This is a genomic window from Pseudomonas sp. WS 5059 (assembly GCF_012985525.1).
GTDB lineage: Bacteria > Pseudomonadota > Gammaproteobacteria > Pseudomonadales > Pseudomonadaceae > Aquipseudomonas.
Genome location: NZ_JAAQWO010000003.1, coordinates 167,902 through 183,845, shown reverse-complemented (window position 1 = coordinate 183,845; position 15,944 = coordinate 167,902). Strand labels below are relative to the sequence as shown.

14 protein-coding genes are annotated in these 15,944 nt (G+C 59.7%); 9 read left to right on the top strand and 5 right to left on the bottom strand.

The window, feature by feature from the left end; genetic code table 11:
- Positions 1–202: 202 nt before the first annotated feature.
- The 7 genes from HBO12_RS09720 to HBO12_RS09690 all read left to right on the top strand — a co-directional run bounded on the left by HBO12_RS09720 (position 203) and on the right by HBO12_RS09690 (position 8,978).
- Positions 203–1,075 carry a Tim44 domain-containing protein gene (locus tag HBO12_RS09720; protein WP_169954025.1) on the top strand — a complete coding sequence of 291 codons (873 nt, stop codon included), beginning with the start codon at positions 203–205 and terminating at the stop codon, positions 1,073–1,075.
- Positions 1,076–1,260: 185 nt separating this feature from the next.
- Positions 1,261–1,758 (top strand): sigma-70 family RNA polymerase sigma factor, encoded by a 498-nt coding sequence (locus HBO12_RS09715; protein WP_169954026.1) that lies wholly within the window; start codon positions 1,261–1,263, stop codon positions 1,756–1,758.
- A gap of 43 nt (positions 1,759–1,801) precedes the next feature.
- Complete coding sequence (locus HBO12_RS09710; RefSeq protein WP_346266489.1) at positions 1,802–2,782, top strand: FecR family protein; 981 nt, start codon at positions 1,802–1,804, stop codon at positions 2,780–2,782.
- Positions 2,783–2,917: 135 nt separating this feature from the next.
- A complete protein-coding gene (locus HBO12_RS09705; protein ID WP_170042032.1) occupies positions 2,918–6,028 on the top strand; it encodes a TonB-dependent receptor domain-containing protein in 3,111 nt (1,036 codons plus the stop codon).
- An 88-nt stretch (positions 6,029–6,116) separates the two neighbouring features.
- Positions 6,117–6,878, top strand: coding sequence for a Slam-dependent surface lipoprotein (locus HBO12_RS09700; RefSeq protein WP_262376958.1), 762 nt, complete (start codon positions 6,117–6,119; stop codon positions 6,876–6,878).
- Between the two features lie 93 nt (positions 6,879–6,971).
- Positions 6,972–8,471 (top strand): surface lipoprotein assembly modifier, encoded by a 1,500-nt coding sequence (locus HBO12_RS09695; protein ID WP_170042030.1) that lies wholly within the window; start codon positions 6,972–6,974, stop codon positions 8,469–8,471.
- Positions 8,472–8,570: 99 nt separating this feature from the next.
- Positions 8,571–8,978 carry an SMI1/KNR4 family protein gene (locus HBO12_RS09690; protein WP_029290059.1) on the top strand — a complete coding sequence of 136 codons (408 nt, stop codon included), beginning with the start codon at positions 8,571–8,573 and terminating at the stop codon, positions 8,976–8,978.
- Between the two features lie 60 nt (positions 8,979–9,038).
- Here the strand turns inward: HBO12_RS09690 and HBO12_RS09685 are convergent, their stop codons facing one another.
- Complete coding sequence (locus tag HBO12_RS09685) at positions 9,039–10,802, bottom strand: cation:proton antiporter (protein WP_169954030.1); 1,764 nt, start codon at positions 10,800–10,802, stop codon at positions 9,039–9,041.
- A 293-nt stretch (positions 10,803–11,095) separates the two neighbouring features.
- Between HBO12_RS09685 and HBO12_RS09680 the strand changes: the two genes are divergently transcribed.
- On the top strand, positions 11,096–11,578 hold the full coding sequence (locus tag HBO12_RS09680; RefSeq protein ID WP_029290061.1) for an acyl-CoA thioesterase: 483 nt from the start codon (positions 11,096–11,098) through the stop codon (positions 11,576–11,578).
- A 116-nt stretch (positions 11,579–11,694) separates the two neighbouring features.
- Here HBO12_RS09680 and pdxY read toward each other — a convergent pair whose 3' ends face one another.
- Positions 11,695–12,567 (bottom strand): pyridoxal kinase PdxY, encoded by an 873-nt coding sequence (gene pdxY, locus HBO12_RS09675; RefSeq protein ID WP_169954031.1) that lies wholly within the window; start codon positions 12,565–12,567, stop codon positions 11,695–11,697.
- Positions 12,568–12,683: 116 nt separating this feature from the next.
- Here pdxY and HBO12_RS09670 point away from each other — a divergent pair, with 116 nt between their 5' ends.
- Positions 12,684–13,076 carry a DUF3301 domain-containing protein gene (locus tag HBO12_RS09670; protein WP_057961211.1) on the top strand — a complete coding sequence of 131 codons (393 nt, stop codon included), beginning with the start codon at positions 12,684–12,686 and terminating at the stop codon, positions 13,074–13,076.
- On the opposite strand, the gene HBO12_RS09665 is transcribed toward HBO12_RS09670, so the two are convergent.
- Genes HBO12_RS09665 through zigA form a run of 3 tightly spaced genes read right to left on the bottom strand, consistent with a single transcriptional unit; the run spans position 13,070 to position 15,930 of the window.
- Positions 13,070–14,032, bottom strand: a complete 963-nt coding sequence (locus HBO12_RS09665) for a CobW family GTP-binding protein (RefSeq protein ID WP_170042265.1) — start codon at positions 14,030–14,032, stop codon at positions 13,070–13,072. The genes HBO12_RS09670 and HBO12_RS09665 overlap by 7 nt on opposite strands.
- A gap of 45 nt (positions 14,033–14,077) precedes the next feature.
- Entirely contained in the window at positions 14,078–14,722 is a 645-nt protein-coding gene (locus tag HBO12_RS09660) for a DUF1826 domain-containing protein (protein WP_170042029.1), read from the bottom strand.
- Positions 14,722–15,930, bottom strand: a complete 1,209-nt coding sequence (gene zigA / locus HBO12_RS09655; RefSeq protein ID WP_170042028.1) for a zinc metallochaperone GTPase ZigA — start codon at positions 15,928–15,930, stop codon at positions 14,722–14,724. The genes HBO12_RS09660 and zigA overlap by 1 nt, the downstream gene beginning before the upstream one ends.
- Positions 15,931–15,944 lie beyond the last annotated feature (14 nt).

Sequence of the window (15,944 nt, the reverse complement as noted above, 5' to 3'; positions counted from 1 at the left end):
GTGGGAACGATCGGGCGCTCTGCCTCGGTGAGATGGGTCGCCTTGCCCTTGTTTTTAACCAGTACGGGCCAATATCTGTAATTAGTCCTACAGACCATTCGCAAAGGTCTTACGCAAAAGCCCGAAACATTATGCCGCTAGCCACTGCCTCTGCACCTGTGCAACATGGCGCGCGTGCAATCCACAAATGGGAATTCCCTTTATGAAACGTTTTCTTAGCATCGCCATGGCGTTGTGCATCGGCCTGACGATGAGCCTCGACGCCAACGCCAAACGCTTCGGTGGCGGTAAAAGCTCCGGCGCAGCACCGAGCCACCAGACCAGCCAAATGGCCCCAGCCGCTGGCGGCATGGGCGGAGCGGCTGCCACCGCAGGTGCAGCCGGTGCCGCTGGCGCTGCTGCCAAGGCCGGCGGTGCTTCGCGCTGGTTGGGCCCTCTGGCCGGTATCGCTGCCGGTGGCCTGCTCGCTTCCATGTTCATGGGCGGCGGCTTCCAGGGCATGCAGATCTTCGACATCCTGATCATGGCGGTCATCGCTTTTGTGATCTTCCGCTTCATCGCCGCCCGTCGCCGCAAGCAGCAGGAGCACCTGGCTCCAGCCGGCGCGCCGATGCAGCGTGAAGTGTTCGAGCAAAAGCCTGCCATGGGTTCGATCTTCGGCGGCTCGGCAGCACCTGCTGCCGCTCGTCCGGTGATCAACGCGCCAGCCTGGTTCAACGAAGAGCGTTTCGTCGAAGCGGCCCGCAACCACTTCCAGTCCCTGCAGCAACACTGGGACGCCAACGAAATGGACAAGATCGCCGAGTTCGTGACCCCGCAACTGCTGGAGTTCCTCAAGCGCGAACGTGCCGAACTGGGCGACGGCTTCCAGTCGACCTACATCGACGACCTGCGCGTGCAGTTGGAAGGTGTGGATGATCGCGCCGACAAGACCATCGCTACCCTGACCTTCAGCGGTACGTCGAAGACTTCGCGCTTCGACCAGGGCGAAGTGTTCAGCGAAAGCTGGAACATGGAACGTCCACAGGGCGAAAACCAGCCTTGGCTGGTAGCCGGTATCCGCCAGAACGGCTGATCCGCAAAGGCCTATAGCCTGCTGTAAGAAACACCCCGGTCTTGTGCAGCGCTTTAAGAAGCCTGCACAGCCGGGGTGTTTTTTTGCCTGTGGAAAAGTCAGCATGGGGTTTTGCTGGATTAATGAGAACGACTCTCATTATACTCGCCCTCCCCGGTTCTGCCCGAGCATAGGAAAGTGCCGCCGTGCTGGAAAAACTGTTCACTCAACATGCACCCGCGTTGCATCGGTATCTGTTGCGCAAAAAGTGCTCCCCAAGCCTGGCTTCGGACCTGGTACAGGACACTTTCCTGCGCATCGCCCAGTTGGAGAGCCTGGAGCGCGTGCTGTGCGCGCCGTCCTATCTGTTTCGGGTAGCGCACAACCTGATGATCGACCATCACCGCCGCTATGGTGAAAAGCGCTACGACAACGACCCCAGCGCCTTCTTCGCCACCCTGGTCGACGAAACCAGTTGCCCTGAAGAACAGGCCCTCGGCGCGTTGGAACTGGAGCACCTGGAAAGCCTGCTGCAACGCATGCCACCGCGTACCCGCGATGTGTTCATGCTGTGCCGGGTGGAAGGCATGACGCACAAAGAGACCGCGCGCTATTTACGGATATCCACAAGCTCTGTACAAAAACACATGGCAATGGCCCTGGCCAGGATTGGCCGGGCGCTTGAGCCGGACCAAGAGGGCTGAGCCTTGTGTACGACAAAGAGCCAAAAGGTAAATAGACCGAACCGTGAACGCCTCCCCACAGACTATCGACCCGGTAGAGCGCAAAGCTGCCGACTGGGTGATGCGCCATCGCCAAGGACAGCTTTCGGCACGTGAACTCGAGGCGTTTCAGCGCTGGCTGGCCGCCGACCCTTTGCACGCCGCCGCCGCCGAGCGCGCCAATCGTGCTTGGCTGGCCACCGCGCAGCTCAAGCAACGTCCCGGCTATGTAAAACCCCAACGCCCGCCGCGCTCTGCCTGGCTGCGCATGCCGGTGGTCGGCGGCAGCGCCGTGGCGGCGCTGGCGTTGGGCTGCTGGATGCTGCTGGCACCACCTTTCTGGGTCCAGGCCCTGAATAGCGACTATCACACCGGGTTTGGCGAGGTGCGCCAGATCACCCTGGCCGACGGCAGCCAGGTGCAACTGGGCAGCCACAGCATCCTGAGCCTGGCCTACGACGATCAGACCCGTCGGGTGCGCTTGAGCCAGGGCGAGGCGGTCTTCACCCCTGCGCCAATGAATGAACAGGAGCGGCGGCCCTTCACCGTACAAGCGCCCGGGGCCGATATCACCGCGCGAGGCACACGTTACCTGGTCGGTGTCGGCAAGGATCGCGAAGGCTGGGTGGGTGTGCTGCAGCATCGGGTCGAGGTCAACCTGACCCAGCACGGGCGCGATGAAGCCGCAGGTTCCGCGCTACTGGAGCAGGGCAACAGCCTGCACTTCAGCCCCAGAACGGGCCTGGTGCCGCTGAACACTAGCCCCGAGGAACTGGCCAGTTGGCAGGAAGGCCGGCTGGTATTCCAACGCGAATCCCTGGCCGACGCCGCCGCCCGCATCAACCGTTACCGACCGGGGCTGGTGCTGGTCAAGGGCGAGGCCCTGCGCAACGTGCGGGTCAGTGCGGTAATGCGCCTGGATAACCTCGACGCCGCGCTTGAACACCTGGTGGCGCAAGTCCACGGGCGCATGTTCGAGCTGCCAGGACTGACACTGATCTACTGAGCCGCCTCGCACGGCGTCAATTTCAAAAAAATATAAATAACAGAATTTATAGACCATAACGATCTATCGCGTTTTTGCAGCTGGGCCGTTTCTACTACATGTGAATAAATCTTATTTACTTTAGTGAGGCCGGTTTTGCAGACGCAAGAGAACAACAAAAAACGCCAGGCAACAAAACGCACCCGACTGAGCCTGGGAATTGCGTCGGCCGCCATTGCGCTGGTCGCCAATGCCGCCACCATCAGCCCGGTGCTGGCAGCGCCAAGCGCAAACCACGCCCCGGCCACTGACGTGCACAACTTCGACGTGCCCGCCCTGGCGCTGGATCAAGCCTTGGTCCTGCTGGCGCGCCAGGCCGGTGTCGAGTTGTACCTGGGCAGCAACGACTTCACCAACAGCTACGGCAACCCGGTCAAGGGGCGCTTGTCCCTGGACACCGCGCTGCAAACGCTGCTGGCCAACCAAGGAGTCAGCTACAGCCTCACCGGCTCAGCCGAGCGCCCGATCATCCAGGTGCAATCGGCACCGAACTCGGCGGGTATCCAGGCCGGCGACTTGCACCCGACCTACGTCATGGGCATGGAAGGCAAGCAGTCCCGGGACGAAAAGGGCTACAACGATATCTACGACCAGGACATCTCCTCGGTGTATGCCGGCAAGGAGCAGATCGAACGCTACAAAGGCGCAGCCCCCGCCGATATGTTCAAGGGCATGCTCAACGTGTACAGCGGCGACTCGCGCAACAGCGGCGCACTGGACCCAAACATCCGCGGCATCCAGGGCCCCGGCCGCGTGCCTGTGACCATCGACGGTACCGAACAGGCAATCACCGCTTACCGCGGCTACATGGGCGCCAACAACCGCAACTACATCGACCCCAACCTGATCGGCAGCATCAAGGTGCTCAAGGGGCCGAACCTGGAGCGTAACGTCTACAGCGGCATTGGCGGCGCGGTGGTGGCCAGCACTCTAAACGTCGACGATGTGCTCAAGCAGGACCAGGAATATGGTGGCGAACTTAAAATCGAAGGCAGCAATAACTCGGTGTCACCCAAACTGCCGACGCTGATGACCGGGCAAATGCCCAGCCCCGGTTATGAATATTCACCCATCAGGGGCTATTACGATCACTCGCTGTACAAACACCCGCGCACCAGCAGCAGTAACAAACTGCTGTCCAGCGATGACTCCGCCTACCGCCTGGCACTGGCCACGCGCCAGGAAAAATTCGAACTGCTGGCTGCCTACGCCTTCCGTGAAAAAGGCAACCACTACGCGGGCAAGAACAAGAGCGGCTTCTATTCCAGCGGGAAGAAAGTCAACGGCGAGTTTGACTACATTCCCAACCTCGCCACTATCTACAAACCGGGCGATGAGGTGCCCAACACCTCCAGCAAGATGGAGTCCTGGCTGGGCAAGGCCAAACTCAAGATTGATGAAAACCAGTCCCTGGAATTCGGCTATCGCGACACCGATGCGCTGTACGGCGAGATCCTGCCATCACGGATCTCGTTCTTTAAACCCGGCACGACTTACGACGCCGCCACCAACGGCGTGCCGCAATGGCCGTTGAGCCATGTACAAAGCAAAGCCTACAACCTGGAATACAACCTCAAGCCCGAAGGTAACCCGTGGGTGGATTTCTATTCCAACCTGTGGATGACCAACACCCGCAGCGATACCTACAGCAGCGGTGGCGTCCCCAATCAAACCACCATTGCCGACCCGGTGTACCGCAATACCGCCCTGGCCAACGCCAAGCATGATCGTATCGGCCTGACCGCAAGCAATAAGTTGAAGTTGCTCGACAGCCTCGACCTGACCCTGGGTGGTAGTTATCAGCATGAAAAGTTGGGATCGAACGACAACTATTACGACCCTATCATCAGCGACACGTTGCGCATGTACCCTCGGGCCGGGCGCCGCGAGGAACAGGAGTACAACTTCAAATTCGACTGGCGGCCCGTAAGTTTTGCCAAATTTGAGGCGGGGATGCGTTATTCGTCTTATTGGGCATTTGATGATTACTTGAAAAGTGCCCAGGACAAGAGTGGGATAACAACACAATTTGAAGATACCGGGCGTCGGGTGGATTACACCACGCGAAAGACGCTGACCGACTCTGAGTTGCAAGCCGACATCGATCGACAAATTGCAAGCAACAAAGTTTTCTGGGATATGTTTGATACCCCGGAGTCGGAACGTCAGGAGCTAATTGACGTAATCAAACAACAAACGCCACGTGTGCAAGACACTCAGCACAGGGCGGATTGGGCGAGTGACGGAAAAGGTCGTTATTCACGCTATAACAATCCATGTATCAATGGATTGAGTGCAGGCGAAAATATTATTTCCTGCAGCTCTTCCGGAAACGGCAAGGGCTACGAAAAAGATATCAAAGCCAAACACCAGAAAGACAGTGGCTGGACACCTTCGCTTTCTGCAACCTTCTATACCTCGGAAAATGGCCGGGTCTACCTGCGCTACAGCGAGGCCATCCGTTACCCAAGCATGTTTGAAAGCACCATGGGCTTTTCCTCATCGGTCAACCCCTGGGGGCTTGAGCCAGAACATGCGCATAACTACGAAGCCGCCTACATCCATAACCTGGCCGGCTGGGGTGGCAGTGAAAGCGCCGACATCAAGCTGAGCTATTACTACAACACGACAAAAAACGTGATCGAACGCGACCCACAACTGCGCTTCAGTAACCTTGAGAAGCAAGTCACTTCCGGCGTGGAGTTCCAGGGCCGCTACGATAACGGACGGTTTTTCACCGACATGAGTATCGGCCACGTCCTGAAAAACAGAGTCTGCGATGAAAACTCGGCTGTCTCCGTCAGCACCGACGGCAGCACCCCCAACTGCGTGGAAGACGGTTTTGTAGGCGGATACCTGGTGAGCATGGCAATGCCGGAGTGGACTGCCAACCTCGGGTTAGGTGCGCGCTTCCTTGATCGCAAACTGGAAGTGGGCGGACGGGCTATTTATTACCGCCAACATGAAAACAAGTTCTATGACAACTACCCCAACAGCGCCATGGTCAGTTATTACCTGAATACGCCCATGTCATGGGACAAGATCATCACTTATGACGCCTACGTTAACTATAAATTGACCGATGACGCATCCATCGAGTTAACCGGCACCAACTTGAGCAACCTTTATTACATCGACCCACTCACGCGTTCGGCCATGCCCGCACCCGGTCGAACGTTGAAACTCGCTTTCACCACTACTTTTTAACTTGGGAGGTACTGCATGGGAGGCTAAAGAAGAAATTGGCAAACGCTTGACGTGTTGACTTAATTTAAATCACTCAATGGATGATGAAATGAAATCTTTCAACTACACAGTATTGGCAGTGGCACTTCTGGGTCTGGCTGGCGTTGCTCAAGCAGCCACTTCTTCTGGTCAAAGTTACGATGGCACGATCGTCGTCGACGGCTCCAGTGGTTCAGGCTCAACTAACCACCCAGGTTCCGCAGGCCAGCCAGCCATTGGCGTTAACGCTTTTTACAACGGCACGAAAGTCGCTTTCAGCGGTTTGAAAGGTATGGCTGCCACCGATGCCAATGGTGTCTCCACCATTACCACCGCGATGATGCCACCCTCTCACTCCACACTGGGCAACTTTGACTTCAAACAAGTCGCCAACCAACAGGTGTACTACGGAGAGTGGTCGCAGACCGGCGCCAACAATGATCCAACCCGCGTCGTGTACTACTCCGGCGACACCGCTGGCCGTGTACTGCCAACAGCCAACGTGACCTACGCGGTACAGGGCATCAACAACTACTCCGGAGCTAACGTGCTGTCTGGCGACCTGACCGCCTCGTTCGGCAACGCTACACCAACCTTGACCGGCTCGCTGAGCAACAGCGCGCTTAAAGTTCAAGTCACCGCGGCCATCGACACCGCCACCGCAGGCTTCGCCGGTACTGCCCAGGCGCGTAATACTGCAACCAACGCACTGCTTTCGTCCGGCACCTCACAAGGCAGCTTCTTCGGCGCAGGCGCCACCGCGTCGCTGGCGGGTATCGCCAAGTTCACCGACCGCAACTACGACACCGCCTTCGGTGGTGTCGCCAAGTAATCGCACGTTGAACCTGTTGTAGCACCACCCAAGCAAGTGCCTGCCCCCAGGCACTTGCTTTTGGCGTTTTGAAGCGATCCCGAGAGCCCGGTAATGCCCCAGCCCTATTGCATGCGATCCCTCACGCTCCACGCTTTACCCTTTTCCCTGCTGCTGTGCATGACCCCGGCGGTATTTGCCGCCGACCAGGACACCAGCCTGCGCCTGAACCAGACCATCGAGTACCGCGCCAATCAGCAAGAGCGCGAGTTGCTCAAGGATGAACTGCCCAGCGACGGCGCCCCGCCGCTGTTGAATATCGATGGGCAAACCTACAGCGTCGGCAACAACCTCGATGAACTGGGCCGCGCGGTGTACCTGTCCATCGAGCGCCAGCAATGGCCGCAAGCCAGGGATTACCTCAAGCGCTACACCGCCCTGCCCGGCCACGACCCGATGCTCACCGCCTATGCCAACGGCGGCCTGGCCCGCGCCGATGGCAACCTTGAACAAGCAGAAAGCTACTACCGCCAGCTGCTGGCGTTGCAGGGCGACTTCCTGCCGGGGCGCCTGGAGCTGGCGCGGGTATTGTTCGAGAACCGCAAGGATGGCGAATCCAACGCCGCGTTCCGGCAGATCAGCAGCAGCCTCAGCCCAGCGGACGCCCAAGCCATGGGCGTGGGCAAGACCGTCGACAGTTTTATCCAGGCCCTGGACCACCGTGAAGACTGGCAAGGCTCCCTGGCTATCGGCCCGACCTGGGGCTACAACCTCAACCAGTCCCCGGAAAGCGAGGTGACTTATCGCTACGTCACCCCCGACGAAACCATCTACGTCAAACGCTCACTGCCCAAGGCCGTGTCTGCCCACGGCGCGGACTACGAGGCCACGCTCAACAAGCGCGTGGCCATCAGCGGCCACCACGGGGTGTTCATGCGCTCGCTGCTCTATGGCCAGGCCTATGAAAAACAGAGCAAGTACAACGAAGGCACCCTCATCAATAACGCCGGCTATAGCTACCACGACGCCAAAAACCAGTACGCCCTCGGGCCGTCGTTTGAATTCAATACGATTGGTGACAACGCCATGTACAGCGCCTGGGGGCTGCGCGGCGAATGGATTCATACACTGTCGGCCACACGTATGTTCAAGCTGGAAGGCGAATATAAGGACATGGCCTACAAACACCAGATCAATAGCAACCTCGACGGCGGCATCAGTTCGGTCTACGCCACCCTGTGGCAGGCCCTGCCCCAGCGGTGGACGCTGTTCGGTGGCGTAGACCTGACCGAGCGTAATACCCAGGACCGCACGGCGGCCTACCTGCAAAAGGGCGTGCGGCTGGGGGTGGCGAAAGATTTCGAAGTGGGCGTCAGCGCCGTGCTGTTCGCCTCGTACCGCAAGCGCCAATACGACGCCTACAGCGCTATCGTCGATGACCGACGCAATGAGAAAGAACAAGGCTACACCTTTATCCTGCGTGCCCCACGCCTGGCGGTGCTGGATGCGGTGCCCAGCCTGACGGTCAAGTACAACAAGGTCGTCAGTAATGTCGACTGGCTTTATTCCTACGACAAAAACAGCATCAGCCTAAAGCTGGAAAAGCAGTTTTAACCGACAACACCGGGTTTTCTATTTCGCGGTTGCACTTATAGCGAGCTACTGTATAAAACGCCCCTATAAACCGCGCCATCTAGCATGAGGATCCCGGCCGTGGAAGAAGTTATCGAACAATTGCGTGAAGCCAACGAACCGGTACCGGTTCCTCTGGAACTGCCCGACGAAGACCAGTTGGTGGAAGTCGAGGAACAGCTGTTTATCAACATCCCGTTTGTGTTCAAGGAATTCCTGCTGACCGTCAGCGATGTGGTGTATGGCAGCCTGGAGCCGGTGACCATCACCGACCCCCAGTCCCACACTTACCTGCCGGAAGTCGCCGCCAATGCCTGGGATATCGGCGTGCCTCGCGAACTGATCCCGATTTGCCAGGATGGCGACGACTACTACTGCGTCGAAGAAGACGGCACGGTGGTGTTGTGGTCCGGCGAAGAAGAGCTGGTAACCGAAGAGTCCTGGGAGTCGGTGTGGCACTGGGCGCGGGACGTCTGGCTGGAAAGCTGATGCCTTTGTAGGCGCCGGCCGGCCGGCGCCTACGGTGGATCGCTCAGTTGAGGGTGGTGGTCAGTGCTCCGGCGTGTCCTTGTGATTGTCCAGGGTCTCCAGCAAAGCCACTTGCATGCGTGTATGGATGCGGATGAACCAACGCCAGAGCACGGCGGCCACCGCAGCCGTGACCACGGCAATCAACACCAGCAACTTGTTGGTCGGCAAAATACTGGCCGACAAGGCTGCCAACAGCAGGAAGATCACCAGTAGCGAGAGAATCGGGATCAGTTCGGCAATCACCCGCCGCACGCGCTGGGTATGGCGCCCGGCCATTTCCGGCTTCACGCTCATCTCCGCCAGCAACATCGACAGCGCCTTGAGCTTGCGATATGCGGCAATCAGAAACGGCAGCGACAGCAACAACGCCCCGCCCCAGATCAATGCCTTCTGCCAACTCGGATCACTGATCCAACCTTCCAGATACCCACCAATGCGCGCGGCAAAAAAGCTGCCGGTGAAGAAGATCGCCACCACCAGCGCCAGGTTCACCCCCACCTGCAAGATGATCTTGCGGATCATCGACGCCAGCATTGCGCCTTCGCCCTGGGGCGAAATACTGCGCAACCATTCGCCATACATGCCAAACACCCGGCTCAGGCGTTGGGGCATCACCGCCGCGATCTTCAAGGACAATGGGTCGGCGCCACGAATCAGGTAGGGCGTGAGCAACGTCGTGATGGCGGAAACGGCCACCGCCACCGGGTAGAGAAAGTCGCTGGTCACCTGCAAGGTCATCCCCAGCGCCGCAATGATGAAAGAAAATTCGCCAATTTGTGACAGGCCCATACCCACCCGCAACGAAGTGCGGCCGTCATTGCCGGCGATAAACGCGCCAAGGCCACAGGACAGCATCTTGCCCAGCACCACGGCCACGGTGATCACTGCAATCGGCCAGGCGTATTGCAGCAGGATCTGCGGGTCGATCATCAAGCCAATGGCAACAAAGAAGATTGCGCTGAACATGTCGCGAACCGGTTCGATCAGGCGCTCGATTTTCAGCAACTGCCGGGATTCGGCCATGATCGCACCGATCAGGAAGGCGCCCAGCACCATGCTGTATTCGAGCTTGACCACCAGCAGGCAGAAGCCGAAACACAGGCCCAGGACGGTGATCAGCAGCATCTCGTTGCTTTCGAACTTGGCCACGTAGGCCAGCAGCCGTGGCACCAGCAAAATGCCGATCACCAGGGCCACGATCATGAACAGCGAGAGCTTGCCGACCGTGGAAAACACCTCGCCGGAACTGACCGTACCGCTGACGGCGATGCTCGACAGCAAGGCAATGATGCCGATACCCAGGATGTCTTCGACAATCAGCACGCCAAAGATCAGCTGGGCAAAGCGCTGGTTTTTCATCTTCAGGTCGTTGAGCGCCTTGACGATGATGGTGGTCGAGGAAATCGCCAGGATCGCGCCGAGGAACAGCGAGTCCATGGTGTTCCAGTCGAACCATTGGCCAATTTCATAGCCAATCCAGATCATCAGGATGATTTCCAGGAAGGCCGCGATAAACGCCGTGGCGCCCACCTTGAACAGCTTGCGCAGGCTGAACTCCAGGCCCAGGCAGAACATCAGGAAGATCACCCCCAGCTCGGCCAGGGTCTTGATAGTGTCTTCGTCGTGGATCAGGCCGAATGGCGGGGTGTGCGGGCCAATGATGAAGCCGGCGACGATGTACCCCAGGACGACCGGCTGCTTGAGGCGATGAAACAGGATAGTCACCACCCCTGCCACCAGCATGATCACGGCCAAATCCTGGATAAAGCTGATGGCGTGCATGGCGAGGGGCTCCTTGAGGGTACTGGCGCTGTCCCGGTTTCCACGCGGCCGCTACAACGGCGCGCAATGTGCGGAAGGAGAAGTCTGCCTTAATCGTAAGAAATGCCCTTGAAATGGGCTTTTCAAGGGTAACACCACGACTTCCGGCAGAAAGCCGGTGCAATATATGGAAACAGATCGCCTTGGGCGTGACGGCAAGGCCCGTCCCGGCGTCCCGTAAGGGATGACGCCGCAATGATTCCAGCATCCGCAGAGGTGCCCCCCCAACCAATGCCTACAACCGTGAGTGTGCTATGGAACCCGGAAACGCCCAGCTGTCGATGACGGTATTGATGACCCCTGACATGGCCAACTTCTCAGGCAATGTCCACGGCGGCACCCTGCTCAAGTACCTCGACGAAGTGGCCTACGCCTGCGCCAGCCGTTATGCCGGCCGCTACGTAGTCACGCTGTCGGTGGACCAGGTGATTTTTCGCGAGCCGATCCATGTCGGCGAGTTGGTGACGTTCCTGGCTTCGGTCAACTACACCGGCAACACCTCGATGGAAGTAGGGATCAAGGTCGTCACCGAGAACATCCGCGAGCGCTCGGTGCGCCATACCAACAGTTGCTTCTTCACCATGGTTGCCGTCGATGACGACCGCAAGCCGGCCGCCGTGCCCGCATTGCAGCCGCAGAACAGTGAAGACAAGCGCCGGTTTATCCAGGGCAAGCAGCGCCGGCAGATTCGCCAGGAGCTGGAGAAGCGCTACCAGGAAATCAAGGCCGACGTGTAACCCCAATCAAAATATGGGAGCGGGCTTGCTCGCGAAGACGGTGTACCAGTCAGCACATATATTGACTGATACACCGTCTTCGCGAGCAAGCCCGCTCCCACATTGGGTTGGTGGTGTCAGAGGCTGATCGGCGTGGCTTCAAAGCGCACGCGCGGATGGGCGATGCGGTCCTGGGCCCGCACCAATTCCAACTCGTAGCTGGCGCACGCCTGGGTTTCCAGCAGCACTTCATGCACAGCCGCCGCCGTAAATTCGAAGGCCGCCAGCAGGCTGTCACCCAGTAGCACCCGCGCCAGGAACAGGCCCGACGTCAAGTCGCCCACCCCCACCGGCTGGCGTGGAAACGCCAGCAATGGCCGACGCAGGTGCCAACTGCCTTCTGCCGTCACCAGCAGCATCTCGAAACCGTCCGCCAGCTTGCCCGGGTAATCCAGGTGTTTGACCAGCACCGCCTTGGGCCCACGCGCCAGCAGGGCCCGCGCCATGCCCAGGCAGTCGAACAGCGACTGCGGTTTACGCCCGCAAAAGCTGTCCAGCTCCAATTGGTTGGGGCACAGGAAGTCAGCCATGGCCACAGCTTCGTCGAGCAAGAAATCACTGACTTCCTGGGGCACGATGCAGCCTTTTTCCGGATGCCCCATCACCGGGTCGCACAGGTACAGGGCCTTGGGGTTGATGGCCTTGATCCGCGCCACACCGGTCAGGATCGCCCGGCCCTGGGCGGCGCTGCCCAGGTAACCGGACAACACCGCATCGCAGTTGCCCAGCTCGCCAATCGCCGCGATCCCCTCCACCAACGCAGGAATTTGCTGGGGCGCCAACACTTCTCCCGCCCACTGGCCATACTGGGTATGGTTGGAGAACTGCACAGTGTTCAGCGGCCAGACATTCACCCCCACCCGCTGCATGGGAAACACGGCGGCGCTGTTGCCGGCATGGCCGAAGACCACATGGGACTGGATCGCAAGCAGATGAGGCGTACGTTTCATGCAGGAAACTTCCGTAAAACCGTTAAATTCTGGCCGCGCAGTATGCGACTAAACGCAGCCTGTACGACAGACCGGAGACGCAGTTAAGCTGGCCTTACTTTGTTGGAGCAAATCGAATGCTGACCCTGGGAAATATCTTTGTGCTGATGCTGCTGGCGGCGGCTGCCGCCTGGGTGTGGCACAACCACGGCCTGCGCGAGCGCGCGTTGGAGAGGGTCAAACAGCATTGCGCCAAGCTCGACATCGAACTGCTCGACGGCGCCGTGGCCTTGAAACGCATCGGTTTCGTCAAGGACGCCAGCGGGCGCCGGCGTTTGGCACGGGTCTACAATTTTGAGTTCACGGTGACCGGCGAAGCCCGCCATCCCGGCACCATCACCCAATTTGGGGCCCACAGCGCGCAAATCGAACTGGCGCCCTACCCGTTTGAAATAAAGACGCCGCCGCCCAGCGCCGAAGTGATTGAACTGAGCCAGTGGCGCCAGGAGCACGGCAAGAGCCGTCACTGACGGCAAGCGGCCAGGGCTTTTTGCAGTTTTGCCACATCCTGCTCTTCGCCAAAGATCAGCTCGATACGCGAGTCCCGACGCCATTCGCTGGGCTGCCAGGTGAGTGTGGTGTTATCCACAGCGTTGGCCGAGACCCAACCGTCGGCGCTGTGGATAACCAATTTGGCGCGACGCCACTCCAGGTTCTGCAACCATTGGCACAGCCGCGTGGGGTCGAACTGCTGGCTTGGGTGCCAGCGCCAACCGATGCTCCAGCCGCCGGCCTGCGCCTGATGCAGGCAAATCGGCACGCACGGATCGCTCCAGATTGCCGGGATTTGCGCCAGCCCCTGGGGCACTTGAAAGTTATCCACAGCCGCCCCAGCCTGTGCGCCAAACCCCGGTAGCCGAACCAATGGCAGCTGCGCCTGCCGCGCCCAGTAAATCTCGCAGGCCGGCAGGGTCCTTTCGATTGCGCTACGTTGCGCGGCGTCCAACCCTTCAGCCTTGTTCAGCAGCAGCAACCCGGCACTGGCCAATGCTTCGCGTTGCGCGTCAGGCAACGGTCTGCCCGCCGCCAGTGCCTGGGCGTCGAGCACCAGCACACAAGGCTGGACAGCCAGCACGGTTTGCCAGGGCGCCTGGCGCAACTGCGCCAGCAATTGCGCCGGGTGCCCCAACCCTGAGGGTTCGATAAACAACCGGTGCGGCTTGGCCTTACGCAGCAAGCGGCCTAGCCCTACCTGGAACGGCGCACCATTCACACAGCACAAACAGCCACCGGCCACTTCGCCGATGGCAATGCCGTCGTCATCCAGGGTCAGCAGCGCAGCATCCAGGCCAATCTGCCCGAACTCATTGATCAACACCGCCCATCGCTCATTGGCCGGGCGCTGGGTGAACAGGTGCTTGATCAAGCTGGTCTTGCCAGCCCCCAAGGGACCGGCAATCACATGCGTGGGAATATTCTGCAGCATCGTGGACATTATTCAGGCCGTGTAGAGACGCTTGATCCTACCCGGTTATGCCAGCCAATCCAGCGTCAGAATCAGCCGCCGTTCATTGGCGGCCAGGGCCGGCGAGCGATGAATCAGGCCATGTCCCTCGTTGCCGCGCCACTTTTCGCCCTTGAGCAGGGCGACTTCGCCACAGTGGATCTGTTCGATACGCTCGGTGGGTTCCGCGTCCGCCTGACTCAATTGACGTCGGTCCATCACCCCTTCGCGCAGCCATTGGCTGCCGATGCCGGCATAGGTGGTAATCAAACGCACAGGCACGTGATCGACGTGAAAGCGCGGGCACATGGCCTTGTCCAGTAGCCTCAGCCGCACGCCAATGCGCTTGGCGCCCAGCAGGCAGGCAAAAGCGCTGATCAGCCAGGCAACATCGGCGATAAAGCCTTCGTAGCCCTCAAGGTCACGACAGCCTACGGCCAGCCCCTGCAAGTCGGGTTCGGCGTCTTCGCTGTCCAGCTCCACCACCAGCGACTCCGCCAGCGGCTCGCCCAGCGAGACCAGCAACGCGCCAAACTCGGCGATGTGCAGCGGCAACTGGCGCTGCCACAGCGCCAGGTTGACGCCGTTATCCAGGATGTCGGCGAGGGCCAACGGGGTTTCCCCACGGGTCTGGCGAATCACCGGGCGCAGTTGAATCACAGGTGCCAGCATCAGGCGGCTGCCTCCTCGTACCAAGGGCCAAAAGGATCGACCAGCAGGTGCCAACCTTCAGCGCCCAAGGCCATTTCATCGTCGGTCAGCAGGCATGCGTCCAACTCGGCGCGCAGGCGCACGAAGTCGATGTTCTGCCCGATAAACACCAGTTCCTGGCGGCAATCCCCGGTGCTCGGCTGCCAGTTGCCCATGATCGCCGCGACACTTTCCTGATCCTCGGGCCATTGACTCTTGGGCACAAAGCGCCACCAGCGGCCGGCAAAACCATGGCGCATCAGGCCGCCGGCCTGGGACCAACTACCGGCATCGCGGTACTTACTGGCCAGCCAGAAAAACCCCTTGGAGCGCAGCAGCTTGCCGTTGACCCATGGGCGGTCGATAAAGTCGAAAAAGCGTTGGGGATGGAATGGCCGGCGCGCCCGGTAGGCCGTGGAGGCGATGCCATATTCCTCAGTCTCCGGCACATGCTCGCCGCGTAGTTCCTGCAGCCAGCCCGGTGCCTGGGCCGCGCGCTCAAAGTCAAAACGCCCGGTGTTGAGGATCTCGGCCAGCGGCACTTCGCCCATGACCATGGGAATGATGCGCGCCTGGGCATTCAGGCGTTCAAGGATGGCCACCAGTTCTTCACGCTCGTGGCGGCTGATCAGGTCGATCTTGCTGACTAGGATGACGTCGGCGAACTCGATCTGTTCGATCAACAGGTCAGTGATGGAGCGCTCATCGTCCTCGCCCAGGGTTTCGCCGCGGGACGCGAGGCTTTCGGCGGCCTGGTAGTCGAGCAGGAAGTTCATGCCATCGACCACGGTGACCATGGTGTCCAAACGCGCAATGTCGGCCAGGCTCTGGCCGTTTTCATCGCGGAAGGTGAACGTTTCCGCCACCGGCAGCGGCTCGGAAATGCCGGTGGATTCGATCAGCAGGTAATCGAACCGGCCCTCCCTGGCGAGCTTTCCTACCTCGACCAGCAAGTCTTCACGCAGGGTGCAGCAGATACAGCCGTTGCTCATCTCCACCAGTTTTTCTTCGGCGCGATTGAGGCTGACGTCGCGCTGGACTGCGGCGCCATCAATGTTGATTTCGCTCATGTCGTTGACGATCACCGCCACCCGCAGGTTTTCGCGGTTGCGCAGGACGTAATTGAGCAGCGTGCTTTTACCGGCGCCGAGAAATCCGGACAGCACGGTAACGGGTAAACGGTCGGTCATCGGGTGTTCCTCAT

Coding starts and splice junctions, on each gene's coding strand:
- HBO12_RS09720 (WP_169954025.1), top strand. CDS start 203: ATGAAACGTTTTCTTAGCATCGCCATGGCGTTGTGCATCGGCCTGACG.
- HBO12_RS09700 (WP_262376958.1), top strand. CDS start 6,117: ATGAAATCTTTCAACTACACAGTATTGGCAGTGGCACTTCTGGGTCTG.
- HBO12_RS09695 (WP_170042030.1), top strand. CDS start 6,972: ATGCCCCAGCCCTATTGCATGCGATCCCTCACGCTCCACGCTTTACCC.
- HBO12_RS09685 (WP_169954030.1), bottom strand. CDS start 10,802: ATGCACGCCATCAGCTTTATCCAGGATTTGGCCGTGATCATGCTGGTG.
- HBO12_RS09680 (WP_029290061.1), top strand. CDS start 11,096: ATGGAACCCGGAAACGCCCAGCTGTCGATGACGGTATTGATGACCCCT.
- pdxY (WP_169954031.1), bottom strand. CDS start 12,567: ATGAAACGTACGCCTCATCTGCTTGCGATCCAGTCCCATGTGGTCTTC.
- HBO12_RS09670 (WP_057961211.1), top strand. CDS start 12,684: ATGCTGACCCTGGGAAATATCTTTGTGCTGATGCTGCTGGCGGCGGCT.
- HBO12_RS09665 (WP_170042265.1), bottom strand. CDS start 14,032: ATGCTGCAGAATATTCCCACGCATGTGATTGCCGGTCCCTTGGGGGCT.
- HBO12_RS09660 (WP_170042029.1), bottom strand. CDS start 14,722: ATGCTGGCACCTGTGATTCAACTGCGCCCGGTGATTCGCCAGACCCGT.
- zigA (WP_170042028.1), bottom strand. CDS start 15,930: ATGACCGACCGTTTACCCGTTACCGTGCTGTCCGGATTTCTCGGCGCC.